The sequence below is a fragment of the Streptomyces sp. P6-2-1 genome (assembly GCF_050613165.1).
Taxonomy (GTDB): Bacteria; Actinomycetota; Actinomycetes; order Streptomycetales; family Streptomycetaceae; genus Streptomyces.
In genome coordinates, this window is the sequence record NZ_CP192513.1 from 2573936 (window position 1) to 2589902 (window position 15967).

The following is a 15967-nucleotide window of genomic DNA, read 5'->3' on the forward strand; positions in this document are numbered from 1 at the left end:
GGGCCCCCCGTCCCGCCACCTGGCGGGTGCGCCGAACTCTGCTGTGATGTACGGGAATTGTGCCTTACGTGGGAGAGCGGGACGCTCCCGGGGCAGGGGGCACGGCACGACTCCCCGGCGCACTCCGCGCGCCGCGCGCCCCCGGCGTCACCCGAACACCACCCAAGAGGCACATTCCCTCCCCAACTTCTCGCGCCCGGCGCGCATCTGAAGGTACGTACACGGAAAGATCACCCCCGCTCCTGGAGGAACTCATGTCCGTCCGGCTCTCCTTCGCCCTGCGCTGCGCCTCCTTCGCGGCGCTGCTCACGGCTCCGCTGGCCCTCGCCCCCGCCGCGACCGCCGCGCCCCGGGCCGCCGCCACGCTTCCCGGGGACATCGTTGTCGCGGCTCCGGGTGGCGACTACGTGAGCGTCCTGACGAAGGGCGACCCGGCGCGGCACCGCGAGCTGCCGGGCGCGCGGCCCGTGGTGCGCGACCTGGACGGCGACGGCCGGGCGGACCTCGCGGTGCAGCGGGACGACGAGGACGGGGGCGGGGTCGCCGTGTACTGGGGCACGGGCTCCGGCTACGCGGCCGCGCCCACCGTCGTCACGGGGGCCGACCTGGATTCCGGCCTCACGGCGGGCGACTTCGACGGGGACGGGCACGTGGACCTGATCGCCGCGGGACCGGAGGGGCCGGGCGACGTGCGGCTCGCGGTCGCGTACGGGCCGCTGACGCGGGACGGCGCCCCGGCCCGTACCGCGAGGCTCGACACGCAGGAGACGTTCGCGCCCGACGAGATCGTCTCCGGGGACTTCGACGGGGACGGCAGGGCGGACGTCGTCACGGAGCACTCCTTCGAGGAGGCGGGCCACCCGAGCCAGCTGTGGACGGGGAGCGCGAAGGGCCTCGGCACGACCTCGCGCCCCCTCGCGATCGCGGGCGCGATGGCGGCGGGGGACGTGGACGGGGACGGCGTCGACGACCTCGTGATCCGGGCCGTGCCCGACGGGCTCGTCGAGGAGCTGGACTTCGACCACGGGACGGTGCAGGTGCTGTACGGGTCCGCGACGGGGCCGGGGAAGCCGGCGAGCACGATCACGCAGAACACGAAGGGCGTGCCGGGGGTCAACGAGGACGGCGACGGCTTCGGCACTTCGCTCGCGGTGGGGGATGTCGACGGGGACGGCATCGCCGACGTCGCTGTCGGGGTGCCGGGAGAGGCGCTGGAGCGGGGCGGCGAGAACCTGGAGGACGCGGGGTCCGTGGTGCTGCTCAAGGGCTCGGGGCAGGGGCTCACGGGCGAGGGCGCGACGGCCGTCACACAGGACACGAAGGGCGTGCCCGGGGTCTCGGAGGCCGGGGACCGTTTCGGGGACGCGGTGTCCCTGCGGGACCTCGGCGGCGACGCCGCGCTCGTGGTGGGGGCGCCGGGCGAGGACACGGATGCCGAGGACTCGGGGGCGCTGTGGGTGCTGCCGAAGGGCGGGGCGGACGGCGCCCGGGCCGTGAACCCGGGGGATCTGGGACGTACGGGGAACGAGGGGGCGCGGTTCGGGGCGGCCTTCGGGCGCTGACCGATCCCGGAGCAGGCGAAAGGGCGACGGAGGGGAAAGGGCGGTACGCGAAAGGGCGGGCCGGAAGGTCTCCGGCCCGCCCTCTCAGGGGAGCGTCACTCCCACTCGATCGTCCCCGGCGGCTTGCTCGTGACGTCGAGCACGACGCGGTTGACCTCGGCCACCTCGTTGGTGATACGGGTCGAGATGCGTGCGAGTGTCTCGTAGGGGAGGCGGGACCAGTCGGCGGTCATCGCGTCCTCGGAGGAGACCGGGCGCAGCACGATCGGGTGGCCGTACGTGCGGCCGTCGCCCTGGACACCGACGCTGCGGACGTCCGCGAGGAGCACGACGGGACACTGCCAGATCTGGCGGTCGAGACCGGCGGCCGTCAGTTCCTCGCGCGCGATGGCGTCGGCCTCGCGCAGCAGGTCGAGGCGCTCGCGCGTGACCTCGCCGACGATGCGGATGCCGAGACCGGGGCCGGGGAAGGGCTGGCGCTGGACGATCTCATCGGGCAGGCCCAGCTGCTGGCCGACCGCGCGGACCTCGTCCTTGAAGAGCTTGCGGAGCGGCTCGATCAGCTCGAACTCCAGGTCCTCGGGGAGGCCGCCCACGTTGTGGTGGGACTTGATGTTCGCCGTGCCGGTGCCGCCGCCGGACTCGACGACGTCCGGGTAGAGGGTGCCCTGCACGAGGAAGGCGACGTCCTCGCCGTCCGCCGCGTTCTCCGCGACGATCTCGGCCTGCGCCTGCTCGAAGACGCGGATGAACTCGCGGCCGATGATCTTCCGCTTCTGCTCCGGGTCGCTCACGCCCGCGAGCGCGTTCAGGAAGCGCTCGGACGCGTCGACGACCTTGAGCTGGACGCCGGTCGCGGCGACGAAGTCCTTCTCGACCTGCTCGGTCTCGCCCTTGCGCATGAGGCCGTGGTCGACGTACACGCAGGTGAGCTGCGCGCCGATCGCGCGCTGCACGAGCGCGGCGGCGACGGCCGAGTCGACGCCGCCGGAAAGGCCGCAGATCGCGCGCTTCGTGCCGACGCGGGCGCGGATCTCCTCGACCTGCTCGTCGATGACGTTGCCCGTCGTCCAGTTCGGCTCGATGCCGGCGCCGCGGTAGAGGAAGTGCTCCAGGACCTGCTGGCCGTGCGTGGAGTGCAGCACCTCGGGGTGGTACTGGACGCCGTAGAGCTTCTTCTCGTCGTTCTCGAAGGCCGCGACGGGGACGACCGAGGTCGAGGCCGTCACCTCGAAGCCCGCGGGGGCGGCGGAGCAGGCGTCGCCGTGCGACATCCAGACCTGCTGCTCCTCCGGGGTGCCCTCGAAGAGGGTCGAGGCGGGCTTGCTGACGCTCAGCTCCGTACGGCCGTACTCGCGCGCGCCCGAGTTGTCGACGGTGCCGCCGAGCGCCGTGGCCATGAGCTGGAAGCCGTAGCACATGCCGAAGACCGGGACACCGGCCTCGAAGAGCGAGGCGTCCAGCGAGGGCGCGCCCTCGGCGTAGACGGAGGAGGGGCCGCCGGAGAGGATGATCGCGGCCGGGTTCTTGGCGAGCATCTCGGCGACGGGCATGTCGCTCGGGACGATCTCGCTGAAGACCCGGGCCTCGCGGACCCTGCGGGCGATGAGCTGGGCGTACTGGGCGCCGAAGTCGACGACCAGAACGGTGTCGGGGGCGGCGTCTGACGCGGGGGACACGGGCACTGCGGCGGCCTTCCGGCGGGATGCGGAGTCGGGACAAGGCGCCGGTGCACGGGGTACGGGTCCCGGACGGCGCCCGGGGCGGGCCTGCCGGGGCTCCACCCGGACGGCACCGCGCCTCGTACTGAGTCTAACGGGGGACGGATGTCACCCATTCCGCCGCAGATCAGGCGGCTGCCGACCCCCGGGCTCCCGGCCCGGGTAGGAGGGGGGATACTGGCTCCGTGATCACGCACCACGGCTTTCTCTTTACCTATGGCACCCGGCCCGCCGGCTGCCAGGGTCGTGCTGCTTGAGCACAGCGACGTAACCAGGCGCCCCGGGCCGACAAGGCCCGGGGCGTTCTGCGTTTCCGGACCTGGTCGCCCCGGGGCCCTTCACCCGACAGACCCCGACCAGACGACGACAGGGACGAACCGTCCCGCCCACCGAGGGGCCCACCCGCCCCCGGCACCGAAGGAGCCACCTGCCATGACCAGTCTTCCCGAGACGACGACCGAGACCCCCGACACCGCTCCCGCCGCCACCCCGGAAGGGTCCGCAGCCCCGCAGGGCCCCGCCGCAGCCCCCCAGGGCTGGGCGCGCAAGCCCTCCACGGCGCCCACGGGCTCCATCCCCGAGCACGAGAAGATGATCACCGACGCGCGCGAGCGGATCGACGCGATCGACGACCGCATCATCGGGCTCATCCAGGAGCGCTCCGCCGTCTCGGCCGTCGTGCAGAAGGCGCGTGTGGAGGCGGGCGGGCGGCGCGTGAACCTGTCGCGCGAGATGGAGGTCCTGAGCCACTACCGCGACGCGCTCGGCAAGCCGGGGACCGCGCTGGCGATGACGCTGCTCGAACTGAGCCGCGGGCGGGTCTGAGGCGCGCCCCGCGCGGGCCGCGGGTGGGAACTGGCGAACTGGCCGTCACCGGTGCGTGACCAGTCGGGCGTGGGCGTCGTTGTCCCGTTGACCGCATCGGCCAGGTGCGGGACCGCAACACCACGCGTGGCTTCGCTGGAGCGATGAGACGTCCGCCTTGTGCGGTGCGTCGTGGGACCTCGCTCCAGTGCGGTGACCGGACGGCAGGGGACAGCCGGCCCGGTCACGCGGCGGCCGGTTCCGGGGACGCCCGGGACCGGCCGCACACGGCGGGCCTCAACGCCTCTCCGCGAGGAGACCGTTAAGGTCTCGTACGTCCCGGTCGGCACCGTCCCGTACCGACAGCGCATACTTGGGTACCGGATGCCCCGCGCGGGCCTCCGGACAATTCCAGACCAGCGACGCCGTATCCCCCCCTCGGCGCCGCTCCCCCGGTGCCGCCACCGCCCTGGCGGCACCGCAGGCGAAGACCCCGTGGCACCCCGCCCGCCGCGGGGTCTTCCGCTGTCCGCACGCGGACCGGCTCCCCGCACGCCGGCCGGCACCCCGCACGGGGCGCGCCGCGCGTGGCGGACCTCACACCGCCCCGGTGACCTTCACCACACCACAGGGCTTCTCCCTCCCCCGCTCACAGCGCGCCCGCTCACGGCGCCTCGTCCCGTGCGGGCGCCTCGTCCCGTACCGCCGCGACGGTGTCGCGTCCCGCCGCGGCGCCCTCCCGTACTTTCGGCATTCCCAGGAACGGCAGGCGCAGCGCCGCGAAGGCGTCGGCGGGGACGGCCGGGGTGTGCGGGGGGACGGGGGCGAGGCGGGTGTAGGCCGCTCCCTGGGCGGGGCGCGGGTCGGGCTCTCCCTTGTTGGGCCACAGGGACATCGCGCGTTCGGCCTGCGCGGTGATCGTGAGCGAGGGGTTCACCCCGAGGTTCGCCGAGACGGCCGAGCCGTCCACGACGGAGATGCCCGGGTGCCCGTAGAGGCGGTGGTACGGGTCGATGACGCCGTGCTCGGGGTCGGCGCCGATGGGGCAGCCGCCGAGGAAGTGGGCGGTGAGCGGGGTGCCCATCAGCTCCCCGATGTTGCTCCCCGCGAAGCCGTTGATGTCGCGGGCGAGGAGCGAGGCGGCCTCGGTCGCCGCCCGGATCTGCGTCGGGTTCGGGGCGCCGTGGCCCTGGCGCGCGGTGAGCAGTCCCTTGCCGGGGCCGCGCGTACGGCGGTACGTCGTCAGGGAGTTGTCGAGCGACTGCATGACGAGGCCGATGATGGTGCGCTCGGACCAGCGGTGGTTGGAGAGCGAACGGCCGGTCAGGACGGGGTGCTTGATCGTGTTGAGGAGCCAGCCGAGCGCCCGGGGCAGCTTCTCCGCGTAGGGCACCTGGAGGATCGTGAGGCCGCCCATCGCGTTCGACTTGCGGCCGTAACGGACCGGTTCGATGTGGGTGTTGGCGTCCGGGTGGATCGAGGAGGTGATCGCGACGCCGCGCGTGAAGTCGGGGTCGGCGCCGTGCGCGGAGCGGTAGCGGCGCGGGGTGGTCTGGGCGCCGACGAGCGCTTCGGAGTTGGTGCGCGTGAGGGTGCCGAGCCGGGCCGATGTGCGGGGCAGGAGGCCGCTGTCGCGCATGCGGTGCAGGAGGGTCTGCGTGCCGTACGTACCGGCGGCGAGGACGACGTGGCGGGCGGTGTAGACGCGGTGGGCGCCCTTGCGGGGCCTGTCGGTGGGCAGCGTGCCGACCGCGAAGCCGCCGCGCGAGTCCTCGGTGAGGGTACGTACGGTGGTGAGCGGGTGGATCACGGCGCCGTTCTTCTCGGCGAGGTGCAGGTAGTTCTCGTTGAGGGTGTTCTTGGCTCCGTGGCGGCAACCGGTCATGCACTCGCCGCACTCGGTGCAGGCGCGCCGCGCGGGCCCCGCGCCGCCGAAGTACGGGTCGGGCACCTCGGCACCCGGCTCGGCCCTCCGGCTGCCGTCGCCGTCCTCGCCGTCGCCGAAGTAGACGCCGACCGGGGCGAGATGGAAGGAGTCGCCGACGCCCATCGCTGCGGCGGCGTTCTTGAGGTGCACGTCCGAGGGCGTGACGGTCGGGTTGAGGCGTACGCCGAGCATCCGCTGGGCCTGGGCGTAGTACGGCTTCAGCTCGCCCTGCCAGTCGGTGATGTCCTTCCACTGCGGGTCGTCGAAGAAGGCGCGCGGCGGTACGTAGAGCGTGTTGGCGTAGTTGAGCGAGCCGCCGCCGACGCCGGCGCCCGCGAGGACCATGACGTTGCCGAGCAGGTGGATGCGCTGGATGCCGAAGAGGCCGAGCGCGGGCGCCCACAGGTAGTTCTTCACGTCCCAGGAGTTGCGCGGGAGTTCCTCGCGCGTGAAGCGGCGGCCCGCCTCCAGGACGCCCACCCGGTAGCCCTTCTCGGTGAGCCGCAGGGCGCTGACGGCGCCGCCGAACCCCGAGCCGACGACGAGGACGTCGTAGTCGTAGCCGTCGCGTTCCTCGTCCGTGCCCCGCTGCTGGGCACGGTTGTCCCCTGACATGGACCCTCCTCGTCGAAAGCCGCTGGTGGAACGGTGGTGTGGGTGGGGTGGATGGGGCGGGTGGGGTGGATGGGGCGGGTGGGGTGGATGGGGCGGGTGGGGTGGATGGATAAGGGGGTGGCGGATGGATGGAGGGGCGGGTGGATGGAGGGGTGGGCGGAGTGCTCAGCGCAGCCGCAGCGCCTTCATCGCCCTCAGGCTGCGGCTCATGAAGGCCGCGTAGCCGGCGTCGTCCATGCCGAGGGACGGGCCCATCGGCACGAGGCGCTGCTGGGCGATGGTCCGTGATTCGGTGTACTTGAGGAGCCCCTCGGAGCCGTGCCTGCGGCCGATCCCCGACTCCTTCATGCCGCCCATCGGGGCGCGCACGCTGCCGTAGGCGGGCGCGTACCCCTCGTTGACGTTGACGGTTCCCGCGTGCAGCCGCGAGGCGACGGCGACACCGCGCTTGGCGTCCTTGGTCCAGACGCTCGCGTTGAGGCCGTACGGCGTGGAGTTGGCGCGCGTGATCGCCTCGTCCTCGTCGGTGAAGCGGTAGAGCGAGACCACGGGCCCGAAGGTCTCGTCCGCGCACACCGCCATGCCGGGCTCGACGTCCGTGAGCACGGTGGGCTCGTAGAAGTACGGGCCGAGGTCGGGGCGCGCGACACCGCCCGCGAGGACGCGGGCGCCCTTCGCCACGGCATCGTCCACGTGGGCGGTGACGGCGTCGAGTTGGCGGGGCCCGGCGAGGGAGCCCATGTCGGCCCCGTACGCGAGCGAGGTGCCGAGGCGCATGGCCTTCACGCGCGCCACGAAGCGCTCGGCGAAGGCGTCGGCGACGGACTCGTGCACGTACAACCGCTCGATGGAGATGCAGAGTTGCCCGGCGGAGGCGAAGCAGGCGCGGACCGCGCCCGCCGCCGCCTTCTCGACATCGGCGTCGTGCAGCACCAGCATCGGGTTCTTGCCGCCGAGTTCGAGCGAGAAACCGACGAGGCGCCCGGCCGCCGTGCGGGCGACCTCGCGGCCCGTACGCGTCGATCCGGTGAAGGACACGTAGTCGCCGCGCGAGACGACCTCGGGCCCCACGGCGGGGCCTTCGCCGAGGACGACCTGGAAGACATCGGCGGGAAGCCCTGCCTCGATGAGGAGTTCACGTGCCCACAGGGCGCTCAGCGCGGTTTCCGTGTCGGGCTTCATGACGACGGCGTTGCCCGCGACGAAGGCGGGGAGCGCGTCGCCGACGGACAGCTCGAAGGGGTAGTTCCACGGCGCGATCTGGCCCACGACCCCACGCGGTACGCGCTGTTCGGTGACGCGCGTGAGGGTCGGCACGGCGCCGAGGTGACGCTTGGCCCTGAGGTAGGCGGGAGCCTTGCGGCCGTAGTGACGCGCGGCCATCGCGACGGCTTGCAGCTCCTCGTGCGCGTGCAGCCTGGCCTTGCCCGTCTCCAGCTGGACGAGGTCCAGGATCTCGGCCTGGCGCTGGAGGACGAGGTCATGGAAGCGGAGCAGGACGGCGGCGCGCTCGCGGACGGGCGTCGCCGCCCACGGCGCCTGCGCGGCGCGGGCGCGCGCGAAGGCCGCTTCGACGTCCTCGGGGCCCGCCTCGGGCAGTTCGGCGAGCACACCGCCGCCGAAGGGCGTGTGGTTCGCGGTGCGTCCCGAGCCGCCGACGCCCTTGAGGAGCCGCGCGAGCACCTCGGGGGTGACCACGTCGGCCGCCGTGCGGACGCCCTCGGGTACGGGGGCCTGGGGGTTGGTGCCGATGGCCTGCGGCGCGGAGGCCGCCGAGGCGTGCGTGTCCGTCATGGGCGTGAGCGTACGACTTCGCGCCGGTCTTGGGTACCCGCCGGTAACACTTTCCACGGGGCTTCCACGATTCCGCCAGTGACTGGTGGCGGAAAGGGCCTGATCAGGGGCGGAAGGGCTCAGGACGCGGGCCAGTTCCTGGCGTCGAAGTGCTTCATGACGTCCTGGAAGAGTTGTTCGCCCCCGGCGGTCGCGGAGCCCCTGGCGGGCATCGTGACGTAGATCCGCCAGTAGAAGCGCTCGTCCACCGGGTCGTTGATGATCCGCTCGTGCTGCCGGACGCGGAAGTCGAAGGAGGAACTGCCGAGGGTGCCGTTGTCGTACTCGACGACGTTCTCGATGATCTTCCGGCCCCGGTAGGTGCCGCTCGGCTGGCTGACCGAGGGGGCGTTCAGCCCGGCCCCGTCGGTCTCGTCCTCGTACCAGTCCTTCCACTCCGCGGCGGTCAGCCGGGACGAACCCTTCTCGACGGACGTCTCCACGAAGTGGATCTCGTAGACGTTGCCGGGGTCGAAGAAGACGACGTTCCCGTTCTGGTGGTCGACGCGGTGGTACGAGGACGGCACCGCGATCGTCGCGTCGAGCGTGTCCTTCTCCGGGCGCGACTCCCAGCCCTCCGGCAGCGCCCCGTCGTCCGAGGCGAACGGGTTCACCAGGGCGAGCACGAGCGCGGCCACCAGCGCGAGCGCCACTCCGGCCGTCCCCCAGCGGGCCCTGCGGCTCCCGGCGAGCGCGGGCGGGAGCCAGCGGGCGAGGGCCTGGCGGCGCTCGGTGAGACGGCCGGGGGCGAACGTCGCGAGGGCGTCGAGTTCGGCCCGTACCTCCGCCGCGGTGGGCCGGGCCGCCGGCTCCTTGCGCAGCAGCCGCATGAGGAGCGGCGCGAGGCCGCCGCCCGCGCGGGCGGGCAGCGGCGGCTCGGTGGACAGGACGGCCTGGAGCGTGCCCGCGTGGTGGGAGCGGCGGAACGGCGAGACGCCCTCGACGGCGAGGTAGAGCACGACGCCCAGCGACCACAGGTCGCTCGGGGCCTCCGTGTGGCGGCCGAGTACGCGTTCCGGGGCCATGAACTCCGGCGATCCGATGAGCGCGCCCGATTCGGTGAGCGACTCCTCGCCCTCGATGCGCGCGATGCCGAAGTCGGTGAGGACCGTGCGGCCGCCGGGCGCGAGAAGGATGTTCGCCGGCTTCACGTCGCGGTGGAGCACGCCGCCCCGGTGCGCCGCTTCGAGCGCGGCGGCGACGTCGCGGCCGATCCTGGCGGCCTCGCGCGGGTCGAGCGTGCCTTCGGAGAGGCGGTCGGCGAGCGAGGGACCGCGGACCAGCTCCATGACGACCCAGGGTCTGCCGCCCTCCTCGACCACGTCGTGGACGGTGACGACCGAGGGATGGTCGATCCGGGCGGCGGCGCGCGCCTCGCGCCGCATCCGGTCGTGGGCTGTGGCCAGTTGCCCGGCCGTGAGGTGCGCGGGGAGCCGGGGCTCCTTCACCGCGACCTCGCGTTCGACGACCTCGTCGCGCGCCCGCCACACGGTGCCCATACCGCCGTCGCCGAGGCGGGCGAGGAGACGGTAGCGCCCACCGAGGAGCGGAGCGGGCTCCGGCTCGACGGCCGTCGGCCCGCCCGTACCACCCCCGGCGACGGCGCCGCCGGCCACGGCACCACCGGCCGCCTCCCCGCGCTCGCGCTCTCCCCGCTCCCCCTCCCGCTCACGCGGTGGCGGCAGCGGGTAACTCGTCGGCGGGCGCTGCCCGTTGTCCTGTTCCCGTCCCCCGTCGTTCGTCATGCGCACATCCTGACGAACAGGCGGGGCGGCCGCCACCGTCCGCGCTCACTTCACTTGGTACGTGGCGAGAGCCTGCTCGTAGTAGCGGCTCACGTCGTCGCGGTTCGCGTCGAGACCACGGAACTGGAGGACGTGGTACGTGCCGTTGACGGCCATGACCATGTTCCTGGCGAAGATGTCACCATCGGTGCCAGGCCAGGTGAACTGCCCCTCCGCCATCCTCCTGCCACCTTCCTCGATCTCGCGCATCCCGGTCGACGTGACCCAGCTCGACTCCCGGAAGGGCCGCGTCTCTGGCTCGGACTCGCGCTGGTAGCGCAGCAGGTCGTTGCCGAACTCGGTGACCTTGTCGCGCCCGGGGACGACGATCAGCTCGTAGCTCCCGTGCGTCCACCGCACCTGCCCCTGCGGGTTGCGCGCGTGCCGGGTCCAGCCCTGGGGCACGGCGAGCTGGAAACCGGCCGGGTCCTTGTAGAGGACGAAGCCCGCGGGCAGCTTGGGGCCCGAGGGCTTCTCCTCCTTGGCCGGCTTCTCGTCCTTGGGCCGCTCCTCGGCGCGCGCGGCGGGCGAGGAGGCGGGCGCCGCCGAGGTGGGTGCGGGCTTCTCCAGGGAACCGGGCGCGTGGCTCAGCTCGGCGCCCGTCCGTGCCTGATCGGTGTCATCGGCCTTCGGCATGAAGACCATCGCGTAGACGATGGTGCCCGCGAGCAGCACGAACACCGCGACGAGCAGCGTCCGGCCCAGCGAGAACGGCGTACGCGGACGCCGGTTGTCCCGCGCGGCGGTACGGGTACGGGCCGCGCCCCTGGTACGGGCGGGGCGCGGCACGGTACGGGCGCCGCCCGGCGTCTCGGGCCGCGAGTACGCGGAGGCGAGGCCGTAGAGCGGGGTCGTCTCCTCGGCGGGCCCGGGCTCGCGCTCCCTGCGGTGGCTGCGCGGGACGGGCGGCGCGGGCTTGGGCTTCGCCGCGTCGACGGGCACGGCAGCCCTCCGCACGGCCTTCCCGTCGGCCTTCCTGTCCGCCTTTTTGCCGGCCTTCCTGTCGGCCTTGCTGTCGGCCTTGCTGTCGGCCTTCTTCGGGCGCCGCCTGCGCCGTACGAGTTCGCCTCGGCGCCGCTTGACGGGCAGCGCCGCCGGGTCGAAGGGCGGCGCGGGCACGAGGTGCGCGCCCGCATCGGGCTCCGGCGCGGACCGTACGAGAGAGCGCAACCAGCCGCGCAGCTCCTCGAAGTCGGGGCGCTCGGTGGGGTCCTGGCGCAGCAGCGACTCCACGACGGGCCGCAGCGGGCCGCACTCCTCGGCGAAGGCGGGCGCCTCGGCGCACACCATGTGGACCAGCTCGGCGGTGCTCTCCTCCGGGTACGGGCCGTGTCCCTGCACCGCGCGGAAGAGCAGCACGCCGAGCGCCCACAGGTCGGTCGCCGGGCCGACGGGGGCCGCGAGCTGCCACGTGCCGCGCACGGGCCCGGCCTGCTCGGGCGACCACCGCTCGGTGACGGGCCCGACCACCACCATCCGTACCTGCCGCGCCCGTTCGGCGGCGACGGCGTTCCCCGGCCCGTAGCCGGGGCCGTACCCGGACGCGGGGGAATCCCAGCCGGGGGACGCGGGGGTGGCGGCGGGCGCGCCCGGCCGGGCGGGGGTGTGGGGGCCTGGTGCGTGGGGGCCGGGCTCGTGGAAGCCGGGGGCGTGGGGGCTGTCCTGGGGCAGCCCGGTCGGCGGTCCTGCGGGCGCCTGGCGGGGCTCCGGCACGGGGGGCTGCTGCGGGGCGAGGCGCTGCGGCGGGGGGGCGCTCGGGCCCACGGCGGGCCCACGCCGGTACTCGGGCGGCAGGGGCAGCGGCGGTACGGCCTCGGGGGCGGGGCCGGGGGTGAGCCCTGAGACGGGGCCGGGGCCGGGGCCGGGGGTGGGGCCGGGGGCGGACGCGGTGCGGGGTGCGGCGCCGTGCCAGGTGGCGGGAGGCGGCGGGGAGGTCCGCGGCGTCCGGGAGTCCTGGGGGTGCTCCGGCTCGGTGGGGCGCTCGGGGGTCTGCTCGCGCGGGGCGGGGCTCTGCCGCTCGCGCACGCCGTACGGGTCGCTGATCCGGCCAGGGGCCTCGGGCTCGGGCGCGCTCGCGCCGGGGGCATCAGCGGGCCGCCCGGGGGCGGGCCTGGCGGCACCGGGCCCGCCTTCGGCCTGGGCACGCGCCGCGGCCCTGGCTCCGGCACGGTAGGCGGCGATCGCCCCGGCACGCGCGGCACGCGGATCGGTGGACCCGGCGTCGAGCGCGGGAGGCGCCGGGGTCGCCGGGCGGTTCACGAAGGCGGGCGGTACGGAGCCAGGGGCGCCCCCGGCCCGGGGCGCGGGCATCCCGCCGCCGGGCCCCGTACCCGTACCGGGGCCCGTACCCGTACCGGGGCCCGTGCCTGTGCTCGTGCCCGTGCCCGTACGGCCGCTCGAACCGGCCGTGCCGCTCCCGCTCCCCCACCCGCCGCCGTACGGCGGGGCGTCGATGGCGCCGCGGGGCCGGGGGCCCTCGGGGCCCGCGCCGTCCTCGACGGCGGAGCGCGGGGGGACGGGGTCGTAGCCGCACAGGGCCTCTTGGGCGGCCCCGGCGGCGAGGCCCGCGAGGACGACGCGGCCGTCCTCGGCGAGGAGGACGGTGTGCTCGGTGATGTTGCGGTGGACCCAGCCGCCCGCGTGCAGGGCGCGCAGCGCGGTGAGGACGTCGGCGGCGACCTCGGCGGCGCGGTAGGGGTTGAGGGGGCGTTCGGCGAGGAGGCTGCCGAGGGTCCGCCCGGGCACGTACTCGCTGACGATCCACAGCGCGTCGCCCTCGGCGAAGACGTCGAAGACCTGGTCGAGGCGCGGGTGGTCGGGCACCTGCGCGGCGGCACGCGCGGCGTCGAGCGCGCGCCGTACGACCGGATCACCGGACGGGTCGCCGCCGCCCACCGCCGGTCCCTCGCCGGGGAGTTCGCCTTCCACGACGTCGGGCAGCGGGATGCGCTGGAGGCGGACCTCCTGGCCGCTGTACGTGTCGAAGGCGCGGCCCGCGGCGGCCGGGCTCTCGCTCTCCTCCGCGAAGGCATCCCGCGGTAACCGGTAGCGGTCGGCGAGCACACGTCCCGCGTAGTCGTCCACAACGCCCCCCACCGTGATCACCTGTGTCCGTTTCAGGTCCCGAGCCGTCCGGTACGGTCCCCGTTCTTTCACGATACGTGCCGAGGCCGGGTTTTCCGGGGGAGTTGGGCGACTTCGCCGCAGCTCCTCCCCGGGCCCTGCCACCGGTACGTGGGGGGCTCCGGTGACGGCCGGGGGACCCTGCCCACGTTCGTGCCCGGCCGGGGGCCCGCTCAACCCTCGGGGAGCGGCACGGGGGGCACGCGAGGGCGCGGGGGAGCGCGGGGGGCGGGGGCGCGTGGGGGCCGGGGGCGCGTGGGAGCGCGGGGGCCGGGGGCGCGTGGGGGCCGGGGGCGCGTGGGGGGCGGGGGCGCGTGGGGGATGTCCCCTAGGGGTGCCCCTTACACGAGGGTTCGCCCCCCTGGGGCCTACAACGCCCGGCTTCGCGGAGGGGTTCCCGTTTTCCCGGGAAGCGGCCTCGCGCACGAGGTCACGCCCCCCGGGGGGCCGTACGGTGGGTGCGCCGCCGTCGAAACCGGCCTCGCGTCGCGAGGTCACGCCTCGGGAAGCCCGCCTCGCGCGGAGGCCCGTCTCAGGACGCCGGCTCACGCGCGAGGAGCCCCGCCCCGGAACGGGGCCGGCTCACGCGCGAGGAGCCCCGCCCCGGAACGGGGCCGGCTCACGCGCGAGGAGCCCCGCCCCGGAACGCCGACCCGCGCCCGGGGCCCGGTCCCAGAACGCCCCCCGCGCCCGAGGTTCCGGCCTCAGGACGCCGGTGTGAACGTCTCCGTGAAGGTCTGCCAGGTCTGCCGCGCCCGCTTGCCGTTCCAGCCGGCGTCCTTGGTCGTGAACATGAGCCCGTAGCCGCGGTGGGAGTTGACGACCGTGCCGCGGTCGACGCTGTGCATCCGCGTGCCGCCGTCGGTGTAGGTGAACTCCCAGTCGGCGGTCTCCCAGCCCCGGTAGTCGACCCTCTTGATCGACACGCGCTGGTAGTGGGGGCGGACCATGTAGCGCTCCTGCTTCGTCCAGTCGGCGACCGCGTCGTCGCTGGGCGTCGTGGTCGTGCCCACGAGGAGTTTCTGCCCGGCGGGCCCAGCGAAGCGCACTCCGGCCCGGTCGGCCGAAACCCGCTTCCACCCGTCGGGCAGTCCTATGGAGAAACCGGTGGGGTCCCGATGATCCGTGACGTCGAGCGGAGGTCCGCCCTTGCCCTTCCCCTCGTTCTCGTCCTTCCCCTCCCCCTTGTCGCCGTCCTTCTCCTTCCCCTCCTGCTCCTTGCCCTTGTCCTCACCCTTGTCCTCGCCCTCGTCGCTGTGCTGCGAGGTGGCGGGCTGCTGGGCGGAGGGGGAGTTCTCCGGGCTCTCCTCCTTGCCGCCGTCGCGGTGGGTGTCGGAGGAACCGGCGGCGGAGGCCGAGGTCGTCGCCGCGGCCTTGGCGCCCTGCTTCTCGTCGTCGCCGTTGTCGCGGGCGACGAGGAACGCGACGGTCGCGACGACGGCGAGCACGACGACGACGGCGATGACGACGAGGGTGCGCCGCGGGACGACGTCGGTGAGCGAGGCACGGGTACGGGCGGGGACGGCACCCGCGGGGGACCCTGTCGCGGGAGTCCCCGTGGCACCGCCGCCCGTGCGCGCGGCACCGGCCGCGGCTGTCCCCGTACGCGAGGAGCGGGCGAAGCCGCCGGTACGCGGCGTCGACCAGCCGGTCGCCGGCGACTTCTCCTCGGCCGGGGTGGGCGGGAGCGGGACGACGCGGGTCGCGTCGGCGGGTTTGGCCTCGGGCGCGGCGATGATCTCCTGGAGCATCGCGCGGGCGCGGGCGTCGTCGAGGCGCTGGGCGGGGTCCTTGACGAGCAGCCCGAGGATGACGGGCGTGAGCGGACCGGCGTGCGTGGGCTGCTCGACCTGCTCGGTCATGACGGCGGTCAGGGTCGCGATCGCGGAGCCCTTGTCATACGGCGGGACGCCCTCGACGGCGGCGTAGAGCAGCCCGCCGAGCGACCAGAGGTCGGCCGCGGGGCCCGGCTTGTGACCCCGGGCGCGCTCGGGCGAGATGTACGAGGGGGCGCCGACGAGCATCCCCGTCGAGGTCACGGACGGATCGCCCTCGACCTGCGCGATACCGAAGTCGGTGAGGACGACGCGGCCGTCCTCACCCGCGATGAGTACGTTGGACGGCTTCACGTCGCGGTGCAGGATGCCCTCGCGGTGCGCGTCGCGCAGCACGTCGAGCACCGCGAGCCCGACCTCCGCCGCGCGGCGCGGGTCGAGGAGCCCGTCCTCGCGCACGACCTCGGCGAGCGACTTGCCCTCGATCAGCTCCATGACGATCCACGGGCGGTCGTCCTCGTCGACGACGTCGAAGACGGTGACCGCGCCGTTGTTGCGAATCCGGGCGATGGCCTTGGCCTCGCGCAGCGTACGGGTGATCAGCCGGCGCTTCTCGTCCTCGTCGATGCTGTTCGGAAAACGCAGTTCCTTGACCGCGACGGTCCGTCCCAGGGTCTCGTCGGTGGCCCGCCACACCGTCCCCATGCCGCCGCGCCCGAGGACCTCCGCGAGGCGGTACCGCCCCGCGAGGAGACGTCCCTGGGATGCGCGCGTCTGCTCCGATTCCGACATGCGTCCCCTCTGCAACCCGCCCTGACAGAGC

Annotated in this window: 8 protein-coding genes; 2 read left to right on the forward strand and 6 right to left on the reverse strand. The window is 74.3% G+C overall.

Annotation, left to right across the window (positions count from 1 at the left end; all coding sequences use genetic code 11):
- The first annotated feature begins 254 nt into the window (after window positions 1–254).
- Window positions 255–1562, forward strand: coding sequence for an FG-GAP and VCBS repeat-containing protein (locus ACQYWQ_RS11070; RefSeq protein ID WP_431034165.1), 1308 nt, complete (start codon window positions 255–257; stop codon window positions 1560–1562).
- A gap of 95 nt (window positions 1563–1657) precedes the next feature.
- Here ACQYWQ_RS11070 and guaA read toward each other — a convergent pair whose 3' ends face one another.
- Window positions 1658–3241 carry a glutamine-hydrolyzing GMP synthase gene (gene guaA, locus ACQYWQ_RS11075; protein WP_431034167.1) on the reverse strand — a complete coding sequence of 528 codons (1584 nt, stop codon included), beginning with the start codon at window positions 3239–3241 and terminating at the stop codon, window positions 1658–1660.
- Between the two features lie 474 nt (window positions 3242–3715).
- Here guaA and ACQYWQ_RS11080 point away from each other — a divergent pair, with 474 nt between their 5' ends.
- Window positions 3716–4108, forward strand: coding sequence for a chorismate mutase (locus ACQYWQ_RS11080; RefSeq protein WP_431034169.1), 393 nt, complete (start codon window positions 3716–3718; stop codon window positions 4106–4108).
- 643 nt (window positions 4109–4751) lie between these two features.
- Here ACQYWQ_RS11080 and ACQYWQ_RS11085 read toward each other — a convergent pair.
- The 5 genes from ACQYWQ_RS11085 to ACQYWQ_RS11105 form a co-directional block, all read right to left on the reverse strand.
- Window positions 4752–6629 carry a GMC family oxidoreductase N-terminal domain-containing protein gene (locus ACQYWQ_RS11085; protein ID WP_431034171.1) on the reverse strand — a complete coding sequence of 626 codons (1878 nt, stop codon included), beginning with the start codon at window positions 6627–6629 and terminating at the stop codon, window positions 4752–4754.
- Between the two features lie 165 nt (window positions 6630–6794).
- A complete protein-coding gene (locus ACQYWQ_RS11090) occupies window positions 6795–8423 on the reverse strand; it encodes a succinic semialdehyde dehydrogenase (protein WP_431034172.1) in 1629 nt (542 codons plus the stop codon).
- 119 nt (window positions 8424–8542) lie between these two features.
- Window positions 8543–10207: a serine/threonine-protein kinase gene (locus tag ACQYWQ_RS11095; RefSeq protein WP_431034174.1), complete on the reverse strand. Its 1665-nt coding sequence runs from the start codon at window positions 10205–10207 to the stop codon at window positions 8543–8545.
- Between the two features lie 45 nt (window positions 10208–10252).
- Window positions 10253–13330: a protein kinase domain-containing protein gene (locus ACQYWQ_RS11100; protein ID WP_431039147.1), complete on the reverse strand. Its 3078-nt coding sequence runs from the start codon at window positions 13328–13330 to the stop codon at window positions 10253–10255.
- Window positions 13331–14073: 743 nt separating this feature from the next.
- Window positions 14074–15936 (reverse strand): protein kinase domain-containing protein, encoded by a 1863-nt coding sequence (locus tag ACQYWQ_RS11105; protein WP_431034176.1) that lies wholly within the window; start codon window positions 15934–15936, stop codon window positions 14074–14076.
- Between the last annotated feature and the right edge of the window lie 31 nt (window positions 15937–15967).

Excerpts from the sequence above, each read along its gene's own strand:
- ACQYWQ_RS11070 (WP_431034165.1), top strand. The coding sequence starts at position 255 with ATGTCCGTCCGGCTCTCCTTCGCCCTGCGCTGCGCCTCCTTCGCGGCG.
- ACQYWQ_RS11080 (WP_431034169.1), top strand. The coding sequence starts at position 3,716 with ATGACCAGTCTTCCCGAGACGACGACCGAGACCCCCGACACCGCTCCC.
- ACQYWQ_RS11085 (WP_431034171.1), bottom strand. The coding sequence starts at position 6,629 with ATGTCAGGGGACAACCGTGCCCAGCAGCGGGGCACGGACGAGGAACGC.
- ACQYWQ_RS11090 (WP_431034172.1), bottom strand. The coding sequence starts at position 8,423 with ATGACGGACACGCACGCCTCGGCGGCCTCCGCGCCGCAGGCCATCGGC.
- ACQYWQ_RS11095 (WP_431034174.1), bottom strand. The coding sequence starts at position 10,207 with ATGACGAACGACGGGGGACGGGAACAGGACAACGGGCAGCGCCCGCCG.
- ACQYWQ_RS11105 (WP_431034176.1), bottom strand. The coding sequence starts at position 15,936 with ATGTCGGAATCGGAGCAGACGCGCGCATCCCAGGGACGTCTCCTCGCG.